Origin of the sequence: Lederbergia sp. NSJ-179 (genome assembly GCF_022867885.1) — a bacterium.
In the GTDB taxonomy this organism is placed as follows: Bacteria; Bacillota; Bacilli; order Bacillales; family Bacillaceae_C; genus Lederbergia.
Genome location: NZ_JALIFP010000011.1, coordinates 106627 through 130972, shown reverse-complemented (window position 1 = coordinate 130972; position 24346 = coordinate 106627). Strand labels below are relative to the sequence as shown.

The window sequence follows — 24346 nt, the reverse complement described above, 5'->3', positions numbered from 1 at the left end:
CAATGAATATTATTTTTCGGGTAGATGCGTCTGAACAAATTGGAACTGGCCATGTGATGCGCTGTTTAACATTAGCCAAACAATTAGGCTTAACGATACAAGATGCCCAGGTAACGTTTATTTGTCGAGAGCTTCAAGGGCATTTCATCCAATATATTCAACAACAACAAATTCGAGTTTTGAAACTTGGCCCGATAGCCTTTTTAGAACATGAAAATGAGTATGAATGGTATAGAGAAAATTGGCAAAAGGATGCTTATGAATCCTTGTCCATATTACAAGACCAAACGATTGATCTACTTGTGGTGGATCATTATGGGTTAGACGATAAATGGGAAAAGAGGATGAGAAAGAAAGGGAATCGGCTCATGGTAATCGATGATCTAGCGGATCGAAAACATGATTGCGATCTCTTACTCGACCAAAATATTCAAGCGAATCCTTTTCGATATCAAGGATTAGTTCCAGAAAGTTGTCATTTATTATTAGGCACAGACTATCTCTTACTGAGAGAGGAATTTTTACAAATGGCTGATAAAATTCGTGTAAGAGAGGGTGAGATCAAAGACCTGCTTGTATTTTTTGGTGGGTCTGATCCGAAACATTTAACATTAAAAACTGTAGAAATTCTCCAGGAACTATCCTTCCTTGATGCTAACATCCATGTCGTAGTTGGTTCATCCCATCCAGACAAAGAACAAATAGCAAGAAGATGCCGTAACCGAGAAGGCTATTTTTATTATTGTCAAATTGACTATATGGCTAAATTAATGGATCAAGCCGATCTTGCGATTGGGGCAGGCGGAACGACAACATGGGAACGTCTTTATTTGGGGTTACCCGCTTTAACAGTTGTGACAGCAGATAATCAGGTGGAATTAACGAAGAACATTGAAAAAGGAGGGATGACGATCAGTTTAGGAAGTAATTCTAGTACATTAGAAATCACTTTGAAAAAGACATTAGAAAATCTACAGCGAAACCCACACCTTATCCGTGAAATGTCCAAACGTTCTCTCCGATGTATTGATAAAGAGCGGCTCCGTTCCTATCCTGTTGTCACAGCGATTACGGAGGTGTTGAAATGACCTTATTAGCACGTTCCTACCTAAAAGAAATGGATCACTCTCATTTGGAGCTAGTCTTATCTTGGCGGAATCAACGCTTTATTCGAGAAGTGATGTACCATGATGAAAAGATAGAAATGGAAGAGCATCAGAAGTGGTTTGACAACATTCAGGCAAATTCTTCAAGAATAGTAAACATTTTTTATTTTGATGGGCAGCCTTTAGGTCTGGTTCAAATAGATATAAACGAAAAGAATCATACGGCTAAATGGGGATTCTATATTGGAGAGCCAGATGCACCAAGGGGTATGGGTAAAATCATGGGATATTTAGCGATCGAGTATATCTTTGAAACGTTAGCCATTCGAAAATTATGTGCAGAAGTGATGGCGATCAATCCAAAAAGTATCCATTACCATCAAAAACTTGGTTTTCATGTAGAAGGGATTTTAAAAGAACATGTTCCAAAGGGAAACCGTTTTGTTGATGTCTTCCTGTTAGCTCTTTTTTCGAAGGATTGGGAGCGACAACGCGAAGACGTTTTAAAACAAATAGAAGGATGGATGATATGAAGGAAATTGTGTTCACTAAAAAGGGGCATCCCCCTTTTATCATCGCGGAGATGTCCGGAAATCATAATCAATCATTGGAACGAGCGCTTGCGATTGTGGAAGCAGCCGCAAAAGCAGGGGCTCATGGTCTTAAAATTCAGACCTATACACCTGACACCATGACATTGGATTTGAATTCAGGGGATTTTTTTGTCCATGACCCTGATAATATGTGGGCGGGGAAAACCTTATATGAATTATATGGAGAGGCCCATACACCATGGGAGTGGCATAAACCGATCTTCGACAGATGTAAAGAATTAGGGATGGTCCCATTTAGTACGCCCTTTGATGAAACAGCGGTTGATTTTTTGGAAAGCTTACAGGTTCCTTGTTATAAAATCGCCTCTTTTGAAAATAATGATCTCCCCCTCATTCGGAAGGTCGCTTCCACAGGCAAACCATTAATCATATCGACTGGGTTGGCTTCGCTTACGGAATTAGATGAAACGGTACAAACGGCAAGAGCAGCGGGGTGTAAGGAATTAATCCTGTTAAAATGCACAAGCACCTATCCGGCGGAACCGACTAATTCCAATATTATTACCATTCCTCATATGAGGGAGCTATTTGATTGTGAAGTCGGCTTATCTGACCATACCTTAGGAAACGGAGTTGCAGTCGCAAGTGTGGTGATGGGAGCGACTGTAATTGAGAAACATTTGACTCTTTCAAGAGCAGAAGGTGGAGTCGATGCTGCCTTTTCATTGGAGCCGGAAGAATTTAAGTCATTGGTCATAGAAACGGAGAGAGCATGGCAATCCATTGGAAGAGTACATTATGGTCCAACAGAGGACGAGAAAAAATCACTCCAATTTCGGAGATCTCTTTATATCACGAAAGACATGAAAGCAGGAGATACCTTCACGAAGGAAAATATAAGAGCGATTCGACCAGGAAGGGGGGTATCTCCTAAATATATCGATATTCTTTTAGGAAAGAAGATTGCAAGAGATGCCCCAGCAGGGACACCTGTTCATTGGGATTTGCTATCGTAAAAGGCTGCCCCGATCTCGGGGCAGCCTTTTACGCTCGGATAGACTCATTTTACCGATTTTCATCCAGTTTCTTTTCCTCACAAAAAAAGTAATGGCAGCTCAACATTTACTCATTCACCATGATATCCATAATCGTTTCAATTCTATGCTGAAAGGTATGCTTATTGTATACCTTTTTTTGCACTTGAACTCCGACCCGTCGACGAATTTGTTCTCTCGTTAAATAAAAATAGATTTTTTCTAAACAATCTCGATGATCTTGATAGGATATCATTTCGTCTTCTGAAAAAAACAACCTTAAATCAGGTAACTCTTCTATTAATTGAAAGGCCCCGCATGCTGCGATATCAAATGTACGATTATTAATCGTTTCATTCCTAATATTTCTTCTGTTTTGCTGGAAAGAGAAGCCAGAGTGCCGGTGAGGATTGAGAACAATTTTTGCCCCATTATAAAATTTCGCGATCTCCTCCGGTTCCAACCATTGGTCATAAAGGGTTATATTCACATGTTTGCGGTATTTTTTTGCTAGCCGATTATACCATTGTTTTCCGATAACAGTGATGGGAAACGAACCATTGCGTAAGAGGAATTCAACTAATTGAACTCGTGAAGGATAGGGATAGCCAACCAGTAAAACATCACTCTGATATCGGTTATCTACCTGCATTCTTGCAAATGTCGTAGGATCTGTCCCTAAAGGTAGATGATAAACATGTGAAAAACCTGCTGAAAGATATTCTTTTTGCGCTCCTGAGTCAATCGTGAACACGTAATCATCGTCAAAAATCCTTTGAATAGTTTGATCGATATAAAAGGGATCCTCTGTCAACCAAACAGCTTGCTTCATATGATAATCACTTAATAGATTACGAGCCTGTTTCGACAAATGATCCCCAAGGAGAGTGAGAGAAAACTGTGGCGCTTCTTCTTCATTTAAAATGGACTCTAGCTGATCAATTGATTCGTGCGGTTGAAAGAGAATACATTTTTGAGATGCATAATGGAGCGCTCTTTCAATATTTCTATCTAGATAATGATAAATCATTGGATATCCGGAAGAAATATATAAAATCTTCATTACTCTGACTGTTCATAGGTAACAGATTCGATCTTACGAACATCGACATTGATGATAGAAGTAGTTGGAGGGGATATTGTTCCTTGTTCTTCAAAAACAACAATACCTGTAACAGGATTATAGTGAATAAAAACCACTGGTCCAATAACATTCCCAGAATCCATTGTCACTGTCACGACAGTTCCTTCCATTAAGCGCCGGAAAATATAGTCTGCAAAGTTCAATTTTTTCACCCCATTTTCTTATTTTTTACAGGCTCATGTTGATAGACTTAGCTATCGCAGAGGCTCTGAAAAACTATTACATGATACAATATGTCAAAATTACTTGGTGGTTAAGACAACTTCCTATTAGAGGAGAAAATCCACAATTTTACTATCTTTATTTGCATGTCCCCTCATGAATCCACCTGAGTGAATTTCTCATTTTTAGAGAGAGTAAACGGTTGTCTACACTATTTTCTCGTACATTAATAAATTAATAAAGAGCGGTATAGGAGGGAGGTAGCTGTATGGATAGTAAAAATAAAAAGTTCTTTCAACAACAATTAATAAACATTGAAGAATCAGGACAACCTGTCCCAGTCATTCGGCTAGTTGGGGGAGAAATATTACGCAATTTGGTCATTAAGCATGTAGGAACAGATTATGTTGTATTAAAGGATCCTACTACAGATGGCACAATGTATGTTCCAATTAGCAAGCTCTTAAGTGTTGGAACCTTTTAGCACTTCATGCATTTGGGAGGAAAAAACGGGGCAAACTCCAGCTTTTGGAGTTTGCCAACACAAAAAAGAAAGGATGTGTCTTCATGAAAGGAGTTATTTTAGCTGGTGGAACTGGTTCTCGCTTACAGCCCATGACGAAAATAACGAACAAGCATCTTTTGCCCGTAGGTCCTTACCCTATGATTTACTGGTCTGTTATGAAACTAGAAGAAGCAGGCATCCAAGACATTCTTCTGATCACCCATGAGGAATATATCGATTCTTTTCAAAAATTGCTTGATGATGGTGCGGAATTAGGGGTTTCCTTGCATTATGCGATTCAACCAACAGCTTCGGGAATCTCTGATGGTCTTGCCCATGCGCGGGAGTTCATAGATGGACAAAAGTTCATTCTTCTATTGGGAGATAATATCTTTCAAGCTTCCTTGCTTCCCTTTATCCAATCTTTCCAGCAACAGGAAAAAGGAGCAAGAGTACTGATTAAGGAAGTGAAAGACCCGCATCGATTTGGAGTCGCCAAATTAAATGAGCGTGACCAATGCATTACCTCTATTATTGAAAAACCAAAAGCATTTATTTCTAATTATATCGTGACTGGCATTTATATGTATGGTCCTGAGGTGTTCGAATATATACAAAACCTTTCGCCATCAGATCGAGGAGAATTAGAGATCACAGACGTAAATAATATGTATATTCAAAAATCGAGTTTACACTATGATCGCCTGCCAGGTTGGTGGGTGGATGCAGGTACACATGAATCCCTTTTCTTAGCGAATCAACTGATTCATGAACAATTGAGGAGGGAGGGTGCGAGATGAAAAAAGAGCTATTAGTAACCGGGGGAGCTGGATTTATTGGAGCGAATTTTATCTACTATTTAATCAATCACACAGATTATTCCGTTACCAATATCGACGCACTTACCTATGCCAGTCATCCATTTATGAAAGATGCCTTTCACAATACAGACCGTTACCGTTTTATTCATGGGGATATTACCGATCAAGAACAATTAAAGAGCATTTTTTATAAGAAATATGAGGCGATTATTCATTTTGCGGCCGAATCTCATGTTGATCGCAGTATTCAATATGCGGCTCCTTTTATCGAAACAAATATTATGGGAACGTTAAACCTTCTGAATGCAGTGCGGGATGGCAAAGCTAAAAAAATGATTCAAATTTCAACAGATGAAGTGTATGGAAGTTTAAAGGAAAAGGAAGCCCCCTTTACCGAAAAAACCCCACTCTCACCTAATAATCCGTACTCCGCAAGTAAAGCTGGGGCAGATTTACTTGCGCAAGCTTATTATAACACCTTCAAGCTGCCTGTCATCATCACACGCTGTAGTAATAATTATGGCCCCTTCCAGCATGTAGAGAAATTTATCCCTAAAGTGATTACATCGGCTTTGACCGGTAAAGACATCCCGATATACGGAGATGGGGGGCAAATTCGCGATTGGTTATTTGTGGAGGACCATTGTCGCGCTATTCATGCTGTACTTGAAAATGGAAAGATAGGCTCGGTCTACAATATTGGTGGAGGGCAGGAGCAAACCAACCTAGAGGTTGTACAACAGATCGTCGACTATCTTGGAGCCAATCGAAAGCGGATTAAGCATACAGAAGATCGATTAGGTCATGACCGCAGATATTCCATCAATTATGAAAAAATTAAAAGGGAACTGCATTGGCAACCTCGTGTCGATTTTGCCGAGGGGCTTAAGCGAACGATTGAATGGTATCAAGAAAAGGTCAAGGAAAACAAGAGGGATCATAAATGAAAATCCTTATCACAGGTGCGAAAGGACAATTAGGAAATGATTTAATCAAGATATTAGGTGCGGATACACGTTTTGAACTAATCCCATTTAGTAAAGCGGAGCTCGATATTACGGATGAGAATAAAGTGAATGAAGCGGTGCGGAGTGTAAAACCAAACTTAGTCATTCATGCGGCTGCCTATACCGCTGTCGATGATTGTGAATCCAATCGAAAAAAAGCTTTTGAAGTGAATAGTTTTGGAGCCTATTATGTGGCGAAAGCAGCGAAAGAAGTGGGTGCTGCTATGGTCTATATAAGCACAGATTTTATTTTTAATGGCAAGAAAAAAGAGCCATATACAGTGAATGATGCACCAGATCCTTTATCCATTTATGGAAAAAGTAAATTACTTGGGGAGCGGCTTGTTCAATTGGTGTTAAAAGAATGCTATATTGTGCGGACAGCATGGCTATATGGACAGAATGGGGAAAACTTTGTAAAAACGATGCTTCATTTAGCCAAAAAAGACAGAGAATTTTTTGTTGTGAATGATCAAATGGGATCCCCAACGTATACGAAAGACCTTGCGATTGCCATTAAACAGCTAATTGGAAAAAAATTTGGCCTTTACCATATATCCAATACTGGATCATGCAGTTGGTTTACCTTCGCCCAATCGATTCTGTCTATGGCAGGATATAATCCTGCACTTGTCAAGCCAATATCGACGAAAGATTATGGAGTGGTCGCGCAAAGGCCGGCTTTTTCTGTATTAAGCACAGCATCAATTGAAAAAGAAGGCATTCAAATGAGACATTGGCAAGCGGCCTTACAAAAATTTCTTGAAAAGGAGGAGTATGAATATGATTGATGGTGTGAGCGTTAAGAAAATTGTGAAGCATTGTGATGACCGTGGCTTTTTTGCTGAATTAGTGCGAGATGACGAGCAGCTATTAGAGCGATTTGGTCAAGCATCATGGTCAATGAGTTATCCAGGGGTGATCAAAGCGTTCCATTATCATGAAAAGCAAGATGATCTTTGGTTTTTTCCTGCTGGTCATGCACAAGTTGTATTGCATGATCTGCGCGGGGAATCTCCTACAAAAGGGCAAACGAATGTGTTTTATATGGGGGTGGAAAATCCGATCCTTTTGCTCATTCCAAAGGGTGTTGCGCATGGGTATCGAGTTTTAGGGAATGAGCCTGCTACGATTATTTATTTTACTACGGAATCCTATAATCGCCAGCAGCCAGATGAAAAAAGAATTCCTTGGAATGATCCTCAGATTGGCTTTGATTGGGAAACAAAAAATCGTTAATTTAAAAGGGGAGTGTGATGGATGGAGCCAAAAGTATCGATCATCCTCACGAGCTATAATAAGCCACAGCTTCTCGCAAAAGCGATTGAGAGTGTACAGCAACAAACGATGTATGAGTGGGAATTATGGATTATGGACGATCATTCCAATGAAGAAACGGTTCAAACCATTCAGCAATACGTAGATGATCCGCGAATTATGTATCGCAATAGTTTGGTTGAACAGAAGGAACGTTATCAAACGACAAGATATGCCTCCCTGATCAATGAAGCCATCCCCCTTACAAAAGGAAACTATCTCACCTATTTAACGGATGATACGGTTTATATGCCAACCCGTTTAAGCGAAATGGTTGCTTTCCTAGAGGAGAATTCTGCGATTGATATTGTTTATTCTTCCCAACAAATCCAAGTAGTAAATGAGCAAATGACTTGTCTAAGGCAATTCACAAGAGAGGCAGTAGACATACAATCAGATGCAGCGGATCGAGTCGATCATTGTTCTGTCATGCATACACGAAAAATACTTGATCAGGTTTGGGAGAAATTCGGCGGATATTGGGATGACGATCCACTTCACTGGTGCCGGGGGGATGCCGTATTCTGGCAACGCCTGAATGCTTTTCAACCCTTTTATCCACTGACAAAAGTATTGGATATAACGTATAAAACGCCGTACTCCGTCCAATCTTTATTTCGTTATCTCCCTGCCACGATTCCGGATGGCATGTTGGTAAAGGGAACGGGGGAGGAAATCTATCTCATTGACGAAGGAAAAAGGCGACATCTGATCCCAGCGATGTTTTCATTTTTTAAATATGATCTGAAAAAGATTGTCGATGTTCCAGATCCATTGCTTTATCGACTGGAGGAAGGTATACCGATTGCTCATACATCTCACCTTCCCCCCTATCGGCTCTATCAAGATGAAGAGGGAGATGTCTTTTATTTGGAACAGAAACAAAGGAGAAAGATTATCAGCTCCCTCGTATGGAAGAAATTTCACTTTCATCGCAAGGAAGTGATTAAAGTGGATTCGAAGCTTTTAAACAATATCCCATCTGGTCCTGATATTGATGCTCATTTTTCGGTTCCTTTACTAGAAAACAGGGTATATAAAAATCACATCCACTATTGGTTGATGGCGAATCATTCCCTGCATCCTATTGATAAAAAAGTGCTGGAAAGATTGAAGATTGATCTTGATCCTATTCCGATCCCTAGAAATATAATCAATCAATGTGAAAAGGGTGCACCAATAGTAGGTGAATATTTGTAAAGGGGTATTCGCAAATATTCACCTTTTTCCCTGAAGGCGATTTCCTAAAAGATAGAATTGTTCTGATTTGAATACAATTCTTTGAGAAAGGCTGTGGATAAAATTGTGAGTAATTTTATTGGAAGGTAAAAATTGTCTTATAAAACAAGGATATGCACATTTTGTGGATAAGTAGACCGATAATTGTGGATAATGTGTAAAACTTATAAGAGAGCCTGTATAACTATGTTAATTATGTGTATAAGTATGTGTATATCCCGATGAGTTAAAATTTCAATTTCGCTCGCCCATAGAATAACTTTAAAGGCTCATAAAAGTGTGCAATGATTCACAACAAAGAAATAGCACCCCTACAAGGATGCTATTGAATCAGTTCTGCGAGTTCTGTCCACTCTTCTAACAACTCGTCAATCTCTTCTTTCAAAGTCTCGATTTCATTGTTGATGGAAAGCACCTGTTCATAGTCTTCAAACACTTCCGGCATACATAATTGTTCTTCAAGCTCCGCCACTCTTTCTTCTTTTTCCTGTAGCTGTTGCTCGATTTCCTCTACTCTTCTTTTTCTTTGCCGCTCAAGCTTTTTCAATTCCTTTTCTTCCTGAAAGGAGCGTTTTTTCGATTGATTAGGGGTTGCGGTCATATTTTTCTGCTGATTTTCCTCCAGCTCCGCCAATTCTTTCATTTCTTGCTTTTTACCCACATAATAATCATAATCTCCTAAATACTCGATTGTTCCTTCTGTGGATAACTCGATCACCTTTGTCGCGATCCTGTTGATAAAATAACGATCATGGGAGACAAATAGCAAAGTTCCCGGATAATCCACAAGCGCATTTTCCAATACTTCCTTGCTATCTAAATCAAGATGATTGGTCGGTTCATCGAGGATTAAGACATTGGCTTTTTCTAGCATGAGGATCGCGAGGGCAAGCCGAGCTTTCTCTCCACCACTTAATGTAGAAACAATTTTTTGGACATCATCCCCACTAAATAAAAAGTTCCCAAGTACTGTACGGATTTCTTTCTCCTCTTTTAAGGGATAATGATCCCATAGTTCCTGCAAAACCGTTTTATTCGATGATAATTCTGCCTGTTCTTGGTCATAATAACCCATTGCGACATTTGCTCCATATTCGATTTTGCCTGATAGAAGGGGGAGCTTTCGAATTAGACTTTTTAATAAGGTTGATTTTCCAATTCCATTCGGTCCGACTAAGGCGATACTATCATGACGCATGATGTTGAAATGGATGTTTTTTGCAAGAGCTTGTCCGTTGTAACCAATCACAGCCTCCTTTACTTGAATGACATCATTTCCACTTTGTCTCTCGATCTCAAAGGAGAAAGTGGCCGATTGTTCACCACCTGTCGGGCGATCCATCACCTGCATTTTTTCTAATTGTTTTCGCCGACTTTGCGCCCTTTTCGTTGTGGAAGCACGCGCTAAATTACGTTGAATAAAATCCTGCATTTTCCCGATTTCATCCTGTTGTTTTTCATAACGTTTTAAATCACGTTCATAAGCCTCCGCTTTTTCCTTTAGATAATGACTGTAATTGCCATGATACTTTGTCATTTCATGTCTGGATAGCTCATAAACTTGATTGACTACCTTATCAAGAAAATAGCGGTCATGGGAGACAATTAAAATCGCCCCTTCATAACCTTGTAAATATTGTTCCAACCAAGATAATGTTTCAATATCAAGATGGTTGGTCGGCTCATCTAAAATCAAAATATCTGGTTTTGTAAGCAAAAGCTTAGCCAAAGCTAATCGCGTTTTTTGCCCACCACTTAAATTGGAAATTTTCGTTTGATAATCCTGCTCATAATAGCGCATGCCGTGAAGAACGGAGCGGATATCAGATTCATATTGATAACCACCAACTGCCTTAAATTTTTCCTGAAGTGTATCATATTCATGAAAAAGTGATTCGTTCTCGTAATGAGCAGGATCCGCCATTTTTACTTCAAGCTGCCGAATGTCCTTTTCCATCTTTCGAACATGATCAAAGACAGTTAGCATTTCTTCCCAGATGACTCGATTAGATTCTAGACCTGTATTTTGTGCTAAATAGCCAATGGTAACCCCTTTTGGCCGTACAATCTGTCCTGAATCATAGGAAAGTTGAGAGGCAATAATTTTTAAAAGAGTCGATTTCCCAGCTCCATTGCGGCCAACAAGTGCAATGCGATCTCGTGTTTTTACTTCTAATTTTATATTTGCTAATATGCATTCTGCACCAAAATATTTTGTAATTTGTTGTAATTGTAATAACATCATCATACTTCACTCCTACCTACAGTTTACAATAATTCGCTCGATAGGAGCAATCTTTGCTGAAGAGGCGAATGTTGAAAAAGACAGTTCAGGAAAAATAGTGTATGATAGAAAAGAGGTGTGATACGTGAAAAAATTAACACATTTGAATGAAGAAGGCAGAGCGAAAATGGTGGATGTTAGTGAAAAACCTGCAACCATACGTACGGCAATTGCCCATTCAAGTATTGAAGTGAGTCAACAACTTCATGAACAAATCACCAACAATCAAATGAAAAAAGGGGATGTGCTTGCAGTCGCACAAGTAGCAGGAATTATGGCGGCTAAAAAGACATGGGACATTATTCCAATGTGTCATCCAATTCCTTTAAAAGGGATCGATCTTTCTTTTCATTGGTCACAAGCGGGAGATAAATGGATCCTAACGATTCAATCTACAGTGAAAACAAAGGGAGATACAGGGGGCGAAATGGAAGCACTGACAGCAGCTTCCGTTGCAGCTCTTACCGTTTACGATATGTGCAAAGCGGTTGATAAAGGCTTGATTATCGGGAAAACCTTCCTGATTGAAAAAACAGGGGGAACTTCAGGTCATGATTATAGAAGATCAAACGAATATCGTTAAGGAGGTCAAAAAATGAACGAGGAATCCATGAAAATTCCGCAGGCAACAGCGAAGCGTTTGCCCCTTTATTATCGTTTTATTAAAAATTTACACGCATCTGGAAAACAACGCGTCTCCTCAGCCCAGCTAAGTGAAGCTGTTAAAGTGGATTCTGCGACGATTCGTAGAGACTTCTCTTATTTCGGAGCACTTGGAAAAAAGGGTTACGGATATAATGTCAACTATTTATTAAACTTTTTTGCGAAAACTTTAGATCAGGATGAATTAACCAAGGTTGCGTTAGTCGGAGTGGGGAATCTTGGTACAGCTTTTCTAAATTATAACTTCCTTAAAAACAATAATACAAAAATAGCGATGGCTTTTGAAGTTGATCCGAAAAAAATCGGGACAACGGTCAGTGATGTGCCAGTATATGATTTGGCCGAGCTTGAGGATTGTTTAAATAAGGAATCTGTCAGCGCCATCATTTTGACGGTACCGGCTCAGGTGGCCCAACAAGTGACAGATAGGCTGGAAAAGACAAGTGTTAGAGGGATATTAAATTTTACACCTGCAAGACTTTCTGTTCCTCCATCTATCCGTGTTCATCATATTGATCTCGCTGTAGAATTACAGTCACTTATTTACTTTTTGAAAAATTATCCGAATCCTGACACGGAAAATTCACAAGAAGTCGAGTCGAAGGATAGATAATTGACGAGAAATCGGTTAAAATGAATACTATTAAAGGAGGTGGGCGCAAATGGGTGTAGGAGGAGGAAGTTTACTCATCATCGCACTTGTTGCAGTCTTAATATTTGGCCCGAAAAAACTACCTGAGCTTGGGAAAGCTGCAGGCAATACGTTACGAGAATTCAAAAATGCTACAAAAGGTTTAGCTGATGATGAAGACAAGGACAAGAAAGACGCCGACCGTTGATGGGATGAAAAATTGTGATGAGTCAGAATGATAATATGAGCATTCTAGAACATATAGAAGAATTGAGAAAACGGCTGGTCATTATAGTCGTTTTCTTCGTGTTGGCAACGTTAATCGGTTTTTTTCTCTCGCAGCCAATCATTCGCTTTTTGCAGAATGCTAGCGCTGTGCAGGACTTAACGATGAATGCTTTTAAACCAACAGATCCATTCAAGGTATATATGCAAATGACTTTTCTGATTGGAATTATTCTGACTTCGCCTGTTATTTTATATCAGCTTTGGGCTTTTATTAGTCCAGGTCTATTGGCGAAGGAGAGGAAAGTCACCCTTAGTTATATTCCGGTTTCGGTTTTGTTATTTTTAGCCGGAATTTCCTTTTCGTATTTTATTTTATTTCCGTTTGTGATTAAATTTATGTTCGAGTTATCCGGAAATATGGGGATTCAAACGACGATTGGCATCAATGAATATTTTCAATTTTTATTTCAAATTACGATCCCGTTTGGCTTGCTCTTTCAATTGCCGGTCGTGCTTTTATTTTTAACAAGGCTGGGGATCATTACCCCGCAATACTTGTCAAAAATTCGCAAATACGCATATTTTGTTTTGCTGGTGATTGCAGCATTTATTACACCACCAGACGTGATCTCTCATATGATGGTCACTGTTCCCTTGCTGATCCTTTATGAAATTAGTGTTTGGATTTCTAAGATTGGATATAGAAAGGCACAGAAAGCGCAGAAGGAAGCGGAACTGGAGCAAAAATAAACAGGGTAGCCTTTTAGGTACCCTGCTTATTTTTTTTTATTGTGTTTTAAACGAAAATGCAGTCCGATTAAACGGAAGCCTGCGCCAATATCAAAGGTAGCGAAAATGAGTAAGGCATAAACAAGAAAGCCCCAGTCATCAATGATCACTTGTTGAATCGCAAAAATCGTAAAGGTGATCCCTAAAACGATATAGATCACACCTGAAAAAAACGGCGACCTCATCAAAAGATTCCCCCAATCAACCCTTGCACTTGTTCGGGAACTTTATTTAAATCTTCTGGATCCAGAAAAAACGCATTAATCGTCACAAACGTATTCATCATCATGTGAGAAAGAATCGGCACAATGATTCTTTTCGTTTTGACATATAAAAAGGAAAAGGTAAAGCCCATAGCCGCGTATAAAATGAGATGTGTCGGTTCCATATGGGCAATTGAAAAAGCAAGTGAACTAAGAAGGGCGGAAACCCAGAAAGAAAACCGATTATATAAAACCCCAAAAATGACTTTTCTAAAGACAATTTCTTCCAGTATCGGTCCGATAATGGAACTAGCTAGGATCACAATCGGCATTTTCTCAATCAAATCGATAATTTGCTTGGTATTCTCTGATCCAGGTTCAATTCCGATTAAATATTCAATTCCTGCTGCAGCCATTTGAGCAACTAAAGCAATGAAAATTCCACCTATTGCCCAGAGAATCGATAGGTTCAAGGGGAGTGGAGTTTGTTTTTCCACTTTTGTATAGGGCTCTGCTTTTCTTAAAATAAGTAGCACAACGATCAACCCTAGTATAAAGCTTAGTACAGTCCAAATACTTGTTGACCAAATAACCATGGTATTCTGTGGGATGTCAAAGACGAGGACCCCCAAAAATAATAAGAGTGGCACGCCAATGAAGGCAGATAAATGCATGGCCAAGAAAGTAATCACAATATATAAGTATTTTTTGTTCATACGAAAAGTCCCTTCTTATCATGATCCAAAATAGAAGGCAACGGATAGAAGATCATCGGTTGATTCTATGTCAGAATAATCATTACAGTACATTTCAAAAATTTCTAAGATATACACCCTACTAGTCCTAGTCGTTGTCTAAAATGTGGACGATGTAAAGAAAGCTCCATCCTTAATCATATCCAAGAAACAAGCAGGAAATGCTGAAGAAATTCGACAGCTATTTTTTTAGACTTTTTGAATGACCTTCAAAGCATCTATTTCATTTTACTAATAAACGATACCGCATTCAATTTAAAAGACTTTCTCCCTATTTTAGTCATAAAGTATGGCAAAATTGGGTAATCTTATGCAGGTAGACTTTGGCATATAATGTAGAAAAACGGAAAAAGATTTTTTTTAGAAAAAATCACTTTATACTTGCAAAATAGATTCGAATTCATTATTATAATAACTGAGTTAGCACTCACCACGTTAGAGTGCTAATAAATCTACTACATATATTTAAGGAGGTTGTTTCACTTGTTAAAACCATTAGGTGATCGCGTTATTATTGAACTGGTAGAATCGGAAGAAAAAACAGCAAGCGGTATTGTCCTTCCGGAAACAGCAAAGGAAAAACCACAAGAAGGGAAAGTAATTGCTGTAGGATCAGGCCGAGTACTAGATAGCGGTGAGCAAGTCGCTCTTGAAGTCTCTGAAGGTGACCGCATTATTTTCTCAAAATATGCTGGAACAGAAGTGAAATACCAAGGAACAGAATACTTGATTTTACGCGAATCTGACATATTAGCAGTAATTGGTTAAAAATATTACATTTTACAAGGAGGTCATTCGATTATGGCAAAAGATATAAGATTTTCAGAAGATGCACGCCGCGCGCTGCTTCGTGGTGTCGATCAATTAGCAGATGCTGTAAAAGTAACATTAGGACCAAAAGGACGTAATGTTGTTCTTGAGAAAAAATATGGTTCTCCACTTATTACAAATGATGGTGTAACGATTGCGAAAGAAATTGAATTAGAAGATGCTTTTGAAAACATGGGGGCAAAGCTCGTTTCAGAAGTAGCAAGCAAAACGAATGATGTAGCTGGTGATGGTACAACGACCGCTACAGTTCTAGCTCAATCTATGATTCGAGAAGGATTGAAAAATGTGACAGCAGGTGCCAATCCTGTTGGCGTGAAAAAAGGAATAGAAAAAGCAGTGGCGACGGCTATTGAAGAACTACGTGCTATTTCTAAACAAATTGAAGATAAAGAATCGATTGCACAAGTTGCGTCTGTTTCTTCTGGTGATGAAGAAGTGGGGCAACTCATTGCAGAATCAATGGAACGCGTTGGAAATGATGGTGTCATTACTATTGAAGAATCCAAAGGCTTTGCAACAGAGCTTGATGTTGTAGAAGGAATGGAATTCGATCGTGGCTATGCTTCACCATACATGGTAACAGATTCCGATAAAATGGAAGCCGTTTTGGATGATCCATATATTCTCATTACAGATAAAAAGATCTCAAACATCCAAGAAATCCTTCCAGTCCTTGAACAAGTCGTACAACAAGGTAAACCATTATTGATGATTGCGGAAGATGTAGAAGGAGAAGCCCTAGCTACTCTTGTCTTAAACAAACTTCGTGGAACTTTCAATGTTGTGGCTGTAAAAGCTCCTGGCTTTGGTGACCGTCGTAAAGCTATGCTGGAGGATATTTCCATCCTAACAGGTGGTCAAGTGATTACAGAAGACCTTGGTCTTGATCTAAAATCGGCTTCCATTGAATCACTTGGACGTGCTTCTAAAGTAGTCGTCACAAAAGAAAACACAACCATTGTGGAAGGAAATGGAGATTCCGCTGAAATTGCTGCACGTGTGAACCAAATCCGTGCCCAAATCGAAGAAACAACTTCTGACTTTGATAAAGAAAAACTACAAGAACGCTTAGCGAAATTAGCTGGCGGTGTAGCCGTGATCAAAGTCGGTGCTGCAACTGAAACAGAATTGAAAGAGCGTAAACTACGTATCGAAGACGCCTTGAATGCGACTCGTGCTGCCGTTGAAGAAGGCATCGTATCCGGTGGTGGTACAGCTTTCATCAATGTCTATAAGAAAGTCGCAGAGCTTAAAGAGGAAGGCGATGTAGCAACAGGTATCCGAATTGTTCTCCGCTCCCTAGAAGAACCTGTTCGTCAAATTGCCCAAAACGCTGGCCTTGAAGGCTCCGTTGTCGTAGAACGTCTAAAAAGAGAAGAAACAGGTATCGGCTTCAACGCCGCTACAAACACATGGGAAAACATGATCGATGCAGGAATCGTTGACCCAACAAAAGTAACTCGTTCTGCCCTTCAAAACGCAGCATCCGTTGCTGCCATGTTGCTAACAACAGAAGCCGTTGTTGCTGATAAGCCTGAAGAAAATGCCGGTGGAGCAGCAATGCCTGACATGGGCGGCGGCATGGGTGGAATGGGCGGCATGATGTAATTTAGCCTTGAAAACTCTTATATATCAGGGTTTTAAAGGTGAAAACATCATTTTAGGTGCCGAAAAGGTAGCTGAACCTTTCCAAAACAAAAAAAGATGTAGCTTTGGAATAAAGCTTGATTAAAAATTTTATTCAAATCTGCATCCTATAGTAAATAAAAAGAATCCATTTTGAAAAAAGATAATTCAAAATGGATTCTTTCTTTGTGATTAGGTGTTTTTATTTATATTAGCTATTTATCATCTAAATGAATTAGCAATCTCAACTAAAACTTTTGGAGATACTTGTTTTGACACTTTCTGGTGTATGAAATAATAGGTTTACATTAAAAAACAACAAATCCCCAGCGACTTCAACTAAGATTAAAGTACCTGACAGAAAATCTCCTAGAAATACATAATCATTTTTCAAAAGCAAACCCTATAATAACTAATAATTATACATAACTTTGAAGTCGTGTTTATGGGACATTTAATTGAATAAGACATCTGAACAAAAGAGATAATAAAGGATAAATTTGATTATGTGGGCGTGCTATGGATAGAAAAAAGAAAGTTTTATCAATTTAGTACGTTAGCTATTCCATGTTTGACAATCATTTATGGAGAAAAATACTTTTGCACGTTTTCTTCCGGTCATATAATTTAACGAGGAGGAATGAAATTGAAGAAAATATTGAAACTTCTATTGTTTGTGGTAACAGGTTTATTTGTTATCCTAAATGGTTTGTTACCTTCTATAGGTTTTGCAGCAGAAAACAAAAATCAATCGACATTGGTAAATGTAAAGGCGATGACCTTTAATCTAAGATACAAAAATAATAAGGATTCCTCCCCCCACACTTGGAATGAAAGGGTACCTGCCATTAGAAAACTAATTAGCATGGAGAAGCCTGATATCATTGGGACACAAGAATTATTAAATAAGCAACTGCAAGATTTAAGAAATACTTTACCCGAATATAATTTGATTGGCGGAACTCATGGAAAACACTCCGCTATTTTTTATAAGAAAAATAATTACAACATACTGGAGTATGACTATTTTTGGTTGTCAGACACACCAGAAGTGGTTGGTTCAAAAACATGGGGAAATAATAATCCGAGAATGGTTACTTGGGCAAAGTTCCTTGATAAAAAAAGCAACAAACCGTTCTATTTCGTTAATACACACTTTGATCATCGATCGGCCAATGCAAGAGAAAAAAGTGCAGAATTAATTCTTAAAGTAACAAAACAATTTGATCCAAAGCTACCGGTAATTTTAACAGGCGACTTTAATGCTGCGCCAAATAGTCTTCCACATCAAACTTTAACAACTGATGGAGAATTTGTTGATTTATGGGAAGCCGCTAAGACAAGAACTAATGAAGACTTTGGAACATTTAATAATTTTAAGGATCCTACTGGTAACGGACCTAACAAGCGTATTGACTGGATTCTCGGGAAAGGAAACCTAACGACTAATGAAATTAAAATCGTTAACTACCAGAAGAATGGACAATTTCCAAGTGATCATTTCCCTGTGCTTGCTGACATCTCCTTAACTTACAAAAAATAAACATTTTCACCACTACGTCTTTAAATGATCTGCGGTCACTATTTAAGCCACGTCGAAATTTTATCGAAAAACTATAAAGAGTAGGCAACTAACACAGCAGGAGTTGCCTATTTATTTTTTTGATAAACGATTTACGATAAAGTAGTATTAGATTAATCAATTGGTCAATATCTTTGTAGGGGCAGAGAATTGACACAAATTCTTTAACCCTTTCGGGAATCTGCTACTGATAGTCTTCTCTCTTCACAATCATTCTACAACCCCATTTACAACTCTTAAAGTATTAACGGCATCTGTTACGTTATTAAAATTGGTTGCTTTATTTTCGATCATATCAAAAAAGTGGTCCATTTCTTTATGATATATATCATTGGTCTGTTGTTTGAATTTGTGAACTGTATCTTTCTTTAAAAATCGCAATTCATTTTTTATGAAGTCTCCTATAATCACTTCATCTTCCATGAATATCTGTATTTCTCTCAGTGGATGTCGACCAAAATAGTCTAAATGGACTTCTGTAGTCATTTTTGAATACTCTGCGATATAAAGGGAAATATCCTCGCTATTAATTTCTAAATTTGAAAATTTACCTTTAATATTTAATACTTTTTTAGGGTAACCAAAGAGATAACATAAATAATCCCATTCGTGTATCATATCTAATGCTACACCGCCACCTTGGTCTTTGTGAGCACTGTAAATTTTTCTATAATCAACATCTGGTCTCCAATCAGGCAGATAGCTAGAGCAAATCACTCTGGCGCTATAAACATGTTCGATGTCAAGGTTTTCCTTGAGATATTGAATAATTTCAGAATATCTAAGTGGACAAGCTACATAGTAAATATGATCACGCTTTAATCCAAGGGAATCTACGTTCATATGAGGCTGGTCGAAAACAGGCTTCTCAATAAACATATGTTTAGTTTTATCTGCATAAATCTGTATCGTTTGATAGTGCTGATGAGTTGGATTTGTTATAAATATCACGTCATAGTTACTGGGAACTAATTTATGTGAATAATAGATTTGGTTAATCATCGGGGATATATCAGATTCCAACTCTTTTCCCTTGTTACTTCTTATTATGTCAATGGAAAATGTGGCCCCTCGTTCGGTTAAAACATTCACCATATTTTTTAAATGCCGTCGACCGATGGAACCTAAACCAATGATTGCTATTCTGTAGTGCTTTCCCATAAGCGATGCCTCATTTCTAAAATTACACGAGGTTACTATATTCCCGGTGTATGTTTTATTTTGCATCTATATATTGTCTAATTATAATGTGGAGCATTTCATGACACTTTTATAGTGAATTATACGAATATTAAGATCCAGGAAAATCACATTGATAACCAATCTATATTTTGAATTTAGTTGATTTGCGCGAAAAGCGTCTGCCTGGAGCGTTAATCAACATTGTTCGGGTTTTAACACTGAAATCCTTATTATGAAATTGATTCTTGTTATTTCATATATTCATCTCATCTAACATAATCCTTCGTCCACCTTCATCTCGGCTTTGTATACCCCCAATGACCAACTTCATTAATTCTATCGTTTCATTAAAAGGAATAGGCTCTACACCAGTACGAAGATAATGTACAAATAACTGAAGCTGTTTTTTAAAAGCATAAAAATGATCCTTCATATGAATCGTAACAGCAGATGAAGTTCCCATGAGAACTATATTGCCAAACGCACTATACATATCATTGGACACGACAATATTTACATCACATCCAGATTGATGGATCAGATGAATAAAATTACGTTCCTTTGTTCCAGTATTTTGAATGGATAGAAAACCTGGACCCAAAATGGGGTATATGGCCTCTAAGCAATGGATACCATATGTTTCCCATTTTTGGGGGCTATAAGCACCGATATATCGCAGGTTTCCTAATTCATATGCAGATTGATAATAAGGCTCGATTTCTTTTGAATAACGCATACTGCTTGAGGAAATAAATCGACCTTCGGCTTTCTTCCACTTATAAAATGTATTTAAATCATTCATATGATCGACGAGGGGTTTATCAATAAATAAAGGTACGCCTGCTTCAATAAACGGTTTACAGCGATCTACATGTTCTGAACCGATATCTGTTGCTATAATGACTGCATCGACGCTTCCAATCATATCTTCAGGTTGACGAACGACATGGTCGACCAGACTGCAACGCTGGATATTTTCTGCGTCATTTTTTTTATCGCAAAATACATGGGTCACTTTTGCTCCAGGAATACCAAAAGTGCTTTCAGGTTGCTGTTCTAAATAGAAATAAATGGAAGGAAAGGGGTTGTACTTCATTTCTTCAGGGTTGTATCCATTAAAGATTGCACTCCATGAGTAAGGGTGACCATTGCCTTCAGTCATACCGACCATACCGATTTTCAGGCTTTTATTGTGGTATGGAAAATCCCTATATTTTGAATGATAGTCAGGAACACTCATACAAATTGAACCTTTCTTTTAAGATGCATTCTGCCATAAAGAACTCAAAGGGGGTATCAATGTCAATCGATTCTTCAGGTTTCATTTCATATCCTATCGTATTTTCAAAATAATAATTACCTGTTGTTTCTAATAGTTTGCTGCGTAAAATGTAAATGGCCCCATTAGGGATAAAATAATCGCGTTCATCTTGTCTATTTTTTAGTTTTTCAGAGTCATTGATTATCACTTTTTGTAAAATGTTTTCATTATCTTTAACCATATACCAATCTAATGGTATCGGTGCTTTCGTAACGGAAACGAGTGAAGATGGCTCATGTTCATGGAACAGTAAGATAGCTTCTTGAATATTTTTCACCGTTCGTAACGGAGTTGTTGGGAGTAATACGGTAAAAATATCGGTATCTTTGGATCCTTCTTTCCGTAAACGATTCATTGTATATAAATAAGTATCTATCGCCAAAGCTGAATCAGTAGCTAAATCGTGAGGGCGTAAAAAGGGAATTTCAGCACCGAATTGTTTAGCCACATCAGCTATTTCTTGACTATCAGTCGATACAATTACTCGGGAAAAACAACCTGCTTCCAAAGCTGCCTTTATCGTATAACTTATAAGGGGAGAGCCGTTTAGATTTTTTATATTTTTTCTTGGGATACCTTTTGATCCTCCCCTAGCTGGTATTAGAGCGATCATCTATTCATCTCCCTATTTATTTATTCCATCGTGTCGGATTTATCACTTTTTCGTCCACATGATTAAAGTGATTGGCCAATTGATCAATCAGACGATCATTTCTTTTTTTCTTGAAAATGTTTAAAATTTGATTGAGTTGCTGTAAAGTATTGACCCCAATGATTCCAAAATCAATACCCTCATGTGCATGTACGAAGCTGATAGCTGCCTCTAATCGTGTAGCATTTGCTTTTTTACAGAGATTTTCAAAATCATTTAAAAGCGGTTTGGCTGCCTGTAATTGTGGGGGAAGTTCGTTCACATTCATTGTTAACAATCCTTGTAATAGGACACTACGCGCAAAGACAGTGACGCCTTCTTTTTTTGTTCTTTGAAAAAATCCACACTGATCAAGCCGTCTATCCAAAATATTATACGGTACTTGAATGATATCAATCTCTTTATATTCCAATGCTTTTAATGCTTGTGTCGGTGTATATACGGATACACCCACTTTTTTAGTTAGTTGTTTTTTTTTAACTCAGCGAGGGAATTGATTGCATGAAGGTTAAATACCTGGTCTGCATCATGGAGCAGATAACCATCTAACGAACGAATCCCAAGTCTAGATAAACTCGAATATATTGCTTGTTCTATATTTTCAACATTGCCATTAAATTTTGTTATGACATGAACTCGATCTTTATTGATATGTGGTTGATGAAGAAATTGATTCAATACATCTTCCGCTGTACCATATACAGATGATGTATCCAATGTTCGAATACCAGAAGCATATGCTTCATTCAAAATATTCAATGCATGCTCTACATCAGGCTGTTCATTTCCTTGGATACCATATTTCATTCCTAATTGGACTGTACCTAAAGCAAGTTCCACTATATCAACCCCATATTTTTTTAGCTTAATAGGATGGGCTTTTCTGCTCAAATTCCAATTGTTTTGTCCTTACACCAGATAATTGAAAAATCAAATTGGAAAGTTCTTTACCAGATGTTTTACTTGCATATGAATCAAGTAAAAATTGATTCTTTATATTCTCATATTCTGTTTTTATTTGGGAATTAAAATATAAAGAAATAACCTTAGTTAATTCTAAAGGATCATGATTCATGAATTTGCTTAATCGATCATAATAGTCGTAATATCGATTATGTTCTATGAAATAATAAATAAAAACGGGTTTATTAAATAAAAGACTTTCTAATCCAACGGTTGAAAGCGTAGTTAATACCCCATCTGAATGGAAAATCAAATCATGTGTATTCACTTTTCTATCAGTAATGATATGGACTGATTTAGATTTGCTTCCTATTTCCCTATATAGATCAATTTTATTCTTACCTATTTCCCACGGATGTGGCTTAATTAATATTTGGTAATTCTTATTTTTAACCAACTCGGAGATCATCGTTGTGAACTTAAGTCGATCTAAATAAGGGCCAGTTGCAATTAATAATGTTATTTTATTAGGGTCTAGTTGATATTTCTTTAAAAACACATTTTTAGGTAATCGGGAAGAATGAAAGATTTCGTCAAACTTGGGATGACCTATTGCTTTGACTCTCTCTGCTTCTAAACCTCTTGCCAAATACCATCTTTTTTCATATTCACCGTATACTGCTGCATAGCTTGCAAACATTGGAATAAAAGCTTCTTCACCGATCAGAAGACCATGTTGTAAACAGATACAAGGAATTCCTCTCATAGATGCAATAACTGCCAGCGCTCGACTACCGATATCCTCTGTTGTACCTATCAATACTGTTGCGATATGTCTTTGATCAAATAAATTGAAAACTAATTCCAATGTCTCTACAATCATAGAAATTCTTTGTAAGAATGTGTTGACGAAAAAGGAATGACTAAGAGCGGGATGGTCCTCTTGTTTTTCAAATATAAAACGCACCTCACTAATTAATTGTTCAGAGATTTTATTTGTTTCCTTCTTAAACTGACCATTGAATTCATTCGGGATTCCATGAATATCGGTATTTTTAGAACGTGATAATATGATGGTATGTTTCGGACTAAAATGTTCTTGCAGTACATTTACTGGAATTCTTGTGTAGTCTTGGTTAATGAGGATTTTGCCATTTGGTTGGCGCTTTAATGGTTTCTTTAAAGGAGATAATATCTGTTCGAAAAAAGGTTGAATCTGGCTTAACTCATTGATACTTGCATCGTTTAACCTTGTGGCAAAGTCAGGATGTTCCATTTCTTTCTTAAGATCATCGTTGATTTGTTGATAAAAATTAGTCATGAGTGCAATAGGAATTTCCCGATATTTTACATCTTTTAAAAGATTAATAAAGTCACTGTAAAGAGACCAATAATTAGATAAATAGATACTCAACTTCATTCCACCTTCAGAAATATCCTTAAATTTGTTCGCACATCATTTTTCTAGTGATTAACAACTAAATAGAAAAGCAACCACATAATAACTTGGCTTATTCTAATGTATTCTAAAGTACTTTGAGTGTGTTAGGTTCAACGTGGATTTGAAAACGAACATTAGTCGAATGATTAACTTTTTCAATAGTTCTTCAAATGTATGGAACCAGTGTAAATGGATTGTGTTGTAAAACATTTATACAGATCATTTCAGATATTTTAGAGAGTACGATATTTACTGAACATACTGCAAATACATATAAAGTTATAGTACTTTTAACACTTGTTACACAATTACAAATTATCTACCATTATATTGTCTGAATAATAAGTCAAGAGAATAGAAGGAGAT

27 protein-coding genes are annotated in these 24346 nt (G+C 37.6%); 16 read left to right on the top strand and 11 right to left on the bottom strand.

The genetic code is table 11. The annotated features are described in order from the left end of the window. The first annotated feature begins 2 nt into the window (after positions 1-2). From pseG to pseI, 3 genes are read left to right on the top strand one after another with little or no spacing between them, the layout of a single operon-like run. The gene (pseG, locus tag MUB24_RS10775; protein WP_244703874.1) at positions 3-1088 is read left to right on the top strand and encodes a UDP-2,4-diacetamido-2,4,6-trideoxy-beta-L-altropyranose hydrolase; all 1086 of its coding nucleotides are present in this window, start codon (positions 3-5) and stop codon (positions 1086-1088) included. Continuing rightward, positions 1085-1639, top strand: coding sequence for a UDP-4-amino-4,6-dideoxy-N-acetyl-beta-L-altrosamine N-acetyltransferase (gene pseH, locus MUB24_RS10770; protein ID WP_244703873.1), 555 nt, complete (start codon positions 1085-1087; stop codon positions 1637-1639). Before pseG ends, pseH begins: the two co-directional genes overlap by 4 nt. Further along, complete coding sequence (gene pseI, locus MUB24_RS10765) at positions 1636-2676, top strand: pseudaminic acid synthase (RefSeq protein WP_396426736.1); 1041 nt, start codon at positions 1636-1638, stop codon at positions 2674-2676. Before pseH ends, pseI begins: the two co-directional genes overlap by 4 nt. Before the next feature lie 106 nt (positions 2677-2782). On the opposite strand, the gene MUB24_RS10760 is transcribed toward pseI, so the two are convergent. Both MUB24_RS10760 and MUB24_RS10755 read right to left on the bottom strand, forming a co-directional pair. After that, a complete protein-coding gene (locus MUB24_RS10760; RefSeq protein WP_244703871.1) occupies positions 2783-3757 on the bottom strand; it encodes a CgeB family protein in 975 nt (324 codons plus the stop codon). Further along, complete coding sequence (locus tag MUB24_RS10755; RefSeq protein WP_244703870.1) at positions 3757-3981, bottom strand: hypothetical protein; 225 nt, start codon at positions 3979-3981, stop codon at positions 3757-3759. Before MUB24_RS10755 ends, MUB24_RS10760 begins: the two co-directional genes overlap by 1 nt. 287 nt (positions 3982-4268) lie before the next feature. Between MUB24_RS10755 and MUB24_RS10750 the strand changes: the two genes are divergently transcribed. The 6 genes from MUB24_RS10750 (at position 4269) to MUB24_RS10725 (ending at position 8850) form a co-directional block, all read left to right on the top strand. Further along, positions 4269-4484 (top strand): hypothetical protein, encoded by a 216-nt coding sequence (locus MUB24_RS10750; RefSeq protein ID WP_244703869.1) that lies wholly within the window; start codon positions 4269-4271, stop codon positions 4482-4484. A gap of 83 nt (positions 4485-4567) precedes the next feature. Then, complete coding sequence (locus tag MUB24_RS10745; RefSeq protein WP_244703868.1) at positions 4568-5305, top strand: sugar phosphate nucleotidyltransferase; 738 nt, start codon at positions 4568-4570, stop codon at positions 5303-5305. Then, a complete protein-coding gene (gene rfbB, locus MUB24_RS10740; protein WP_244703867.1) occupies positions 5302-6273 on the top strand; it encodes a dTDP-glucose 4,6-dehydratase in 972 nt (323 codons plus the stop codon). The genes MUB24_RS10745 and rfbB overlap by 4 nt, the downstream gene beginning before the upstream one ends. Continuing rightward, complete coding sequence (rfbD, locus tag MUB24_RS10735) at positions 6270-7124, top strand: dTDP-4-dehydrorhamnose reductase (RefSeq protein ID WP_244703866.1); 855 nt, start codon at positions 6270-6272, stop codon at positions 7122-7124. The genes rfbB and rfbD overlap by 4 nt, the downstream gene beginning before the upstream one ends. After that, the gene (locus MUB24_RS10730; RefSeq protein ID WP_244703865.1) at positions 7117-7572 is read left to right on the top strand and encodes a dTDP-4-dehydrorhamnose 3,5-epimerase family protein; all 456 of its coding nucleotides are present in this window, start codon (positions 7117-7119) and stop codon (positions 7570-7572) included. Before rfbD ends, MUB24_RS10730 begins: the two co-directional genes overlap by 8 nt. 21 nt (positions 7573-7593) lie before the next feature. Then, positions 7594-8850: a glycosyltransferase family 2 protein gene (locus MUB24_RS10725; RefSeq protein WP_244703864.1), complete on the top strand. Its 1257-nt coding sequence runs from the start codon at positions 7594-7596 to the stop codon at positions 8848-8850. 361 nt (positions 8851-9211) lie between these two features. Here MUB24_RS10725 and MUB24_RS10720 read toward each other — a convergent pair whose 3' ends face one another. Then, on the bottom strand, positions 9212-11134 hold the full coding sequence (locus MUB24_RS10720; RefSeq protein WP_244703863.1) for an ABC-F family ATP-binding cassette domain-containing protein: 1923 nt from the start codon (positions 11132-11134) through the stop codon (positions 9212-9214). 124 nt (positions 11135-11258) lie between these two features. On the opposite strand from MUB24_RS10720, the gene moaC reads away from it, so the two are divergent. The 4 genes from moaC to tatC are packed head-to-tail and all read left to right on the top strand — an operon-like array spanning position 11259 to position 13445. Next, entirely contained in the window at positions 11259-11756 is a 498-nt protein-coding gene (gene moaC / locus MUB24_RS10715; RefSeq protein ID WP_244703862.1) for a cyclic pyranopterin monophosphate synthase MoaC, read from the top strand. A 12-nt stretch (positions 11757-11768) separates the two neighbouring features. Further along, positions 11769-12449, top strand: coding sequence for a redox-sensing transcriptional repressor Rex (locus tag MUB24_RS10710; protein ID WP_244703861.1), 681 nt, complete (start codon positions 11769-11771; stop codon positions 12447-12449). A gap of 49 nt (positions 12450-12498) precedes the next feature. Next, positions 12499-12675 carry a twin-arginine translocase TatA/TatE family subunit gene (locus MUB24_RS10705; protein ID WP_244703860.1) on the top strand — a complete coding sequence of 59 codons (177 nt, stop codon included), beginning with the start codon at positions 12499-12501 and terminating at the stop codon, positions 12673-12675. 17 nt (positions 12676-12692) lie between these two features. Then, positions 12693-13445 carry a twin-arginine translocase subunit TatC gene (gene tatC / locus MUB24_RS10700; protein ID WP_244703859.1) on the top strand — a complete coding sequence of 251 codons (753 nt, stop codon included), beginning with the start codon at positions 12693-12695 and terminating at the stop codon, positions 13443-13445. Between the two features lie 26 nt (positions 13446-13471). Here tatC and MUB24_RS10695 read toward each other — a convergent pair whose 3' ends face one another. Further along, complete coding sequence (locus tag MUB24_RS10695; protein WP_244703858.1) at positions 13472-13669, bottom strand: DUF4305 domain-containing protein; 198 nt, start codon at positions 13667-13669, stop codon at positions 13472-13474. After that, the gene (locus MUB24_RS10690) at positions 13669-14403 is read right to left on the bottom strand and encodes a CPBP family intramembrane glutamic endopeptidase (protein WP_244703857.1); all 735 of its coding nucleotides are present in this window, start codon (positions 14401-14403) and stop codon (positions 13669-13671) included. Before MUB24_RS10690 ends, MUB24_RS10695 begins: the two co-directional genes overlap by 1 nt. Before the next feature lie 522 nt (positions 14404-14925). On the opposite strand from MUB24_RS10690, the gene groES reads away from it, so the two are divergent. From groES to MUB24_RS10675, 3 genes are all read left to right on the top strand, one after another. Next, positions 14926-15210, top strand: coding sequence for a co-chaperone GroES (gene groES / locus MUB24_RS10685; protein ID WP_244703856.1), 285 nt, complete (start codon positions 14926-14928; stop codon positions 15208-15210). Positions 15211-15243: 33 nt separating this feature from the next. Then, positions 15244-16881, top strand: a complete 1638-nt coding sequence (groL, locus tag MUB24_RS10680) for a chaperonin GroEL (protein WP_244703855.1) — start codon at positions 15244-15246, stop codon at positions 16879-16881. Positions 16882-17545: 664 nt separating this feature from the next. Further along, positions 17546-18442: an endonuclease/exonuclease/phosphatase family protein gene (locus MUB24_RS10675; RefSeq protein ID WP_244703854.1), complete on the top strand. Its 897-nt coding sequence runs from the start codon at positions 17546-17548 to the stop codon at positions 18440-18442. Between the two features lie 249 nt (positions 18443-18691). Here the strand turns inward: MUB24_RS10675 and MUB24_RS10670 are convergent, their stop codons facing one another. The 6 genes from MUB24_RS10670 to MUB24_RS10650 all read right to left on the bottom strand — a co-directional run bounded on the left by MUB24_RS10670 (position 18692) and on the right by MUB24_RS10650 (position 23953). Continuing rightward, positions 18692-19642 (bottom strand): Gfo/Idh/MocA family protein, encoded by a 951-nt coding sequence (locus MUB24_RS10670; protein ID WP_244703853.1) that lies wholly within the window; start codon positions 19640-19642, stop codon positions 18692-18694. A 274-nt stretch (positions 19643-19916) separates the two neighbouring features. Next, the gene (locus MUB24_RS10665) at positions 19917-20903 is read right to left on the bottom strand and encodes a Gfo/Idh/MocA family oxidoreductase (RefSeq protein WP_244703851.1); all 987 of its coding nucleotides are present in this window, start codon (positions 20901-20903) and stop codon (positions 19917-19919) included. Further along, entirely contained in the window at positions 20890-21597 is a 708-nt protein-coding gene (locus tag MUB24_RS10660) for an acylneuraminate cytidylyltransferase family protein (RefSeq protein WP_244703848.1), read from the bottom strand. Before MUB24_RS10660 ends, MUB24_RS10665 begins: the two co-directional genes overlap by 14 nt. Before the next feature lie 16 nt (positions 21598-21613). After that, positions 21614-22090 carry an aldo/keto reductase gene (locus tag MUB24_RS23260; RefSeq protein WP_313898443.1) on the bottom strand — a complete coding sequence of 159 codons (477 nt, stop codon included), beginning with the start codon at positions 22088-22090 and terminating at the stop codon, positions 21614-21616. A gap of 8 nt (positions 22091-22098) precedes the next feature. Beyond that, positions 22099-22476, bottom strand: a complete 378-nt coding sequence (locus MUB24_RS23255) for an aldo/keto reductase (RefSeq protein WP_313898442.1) — start codon at positions 22474-22476, stop codon at positions 22099-22101. A gap of 25 nt (positions 22477-22501) precedes the next feature. Then, the gene (locus MUB24_RS10650) at positions 22502-23953 is read right to left on the bottom strand and encodes a capsular polysaccharide export protein, LipB/KpsS family (RefSeq protein ID WP_244703846.1); all 1452 of its coding nucleotides are present in this window, start codon (positions 23951-23953) and stop codon (positions 22502-22504) included. Between the last annotated feature and the right edge of the window lie 393 nt (positions 23954-24346).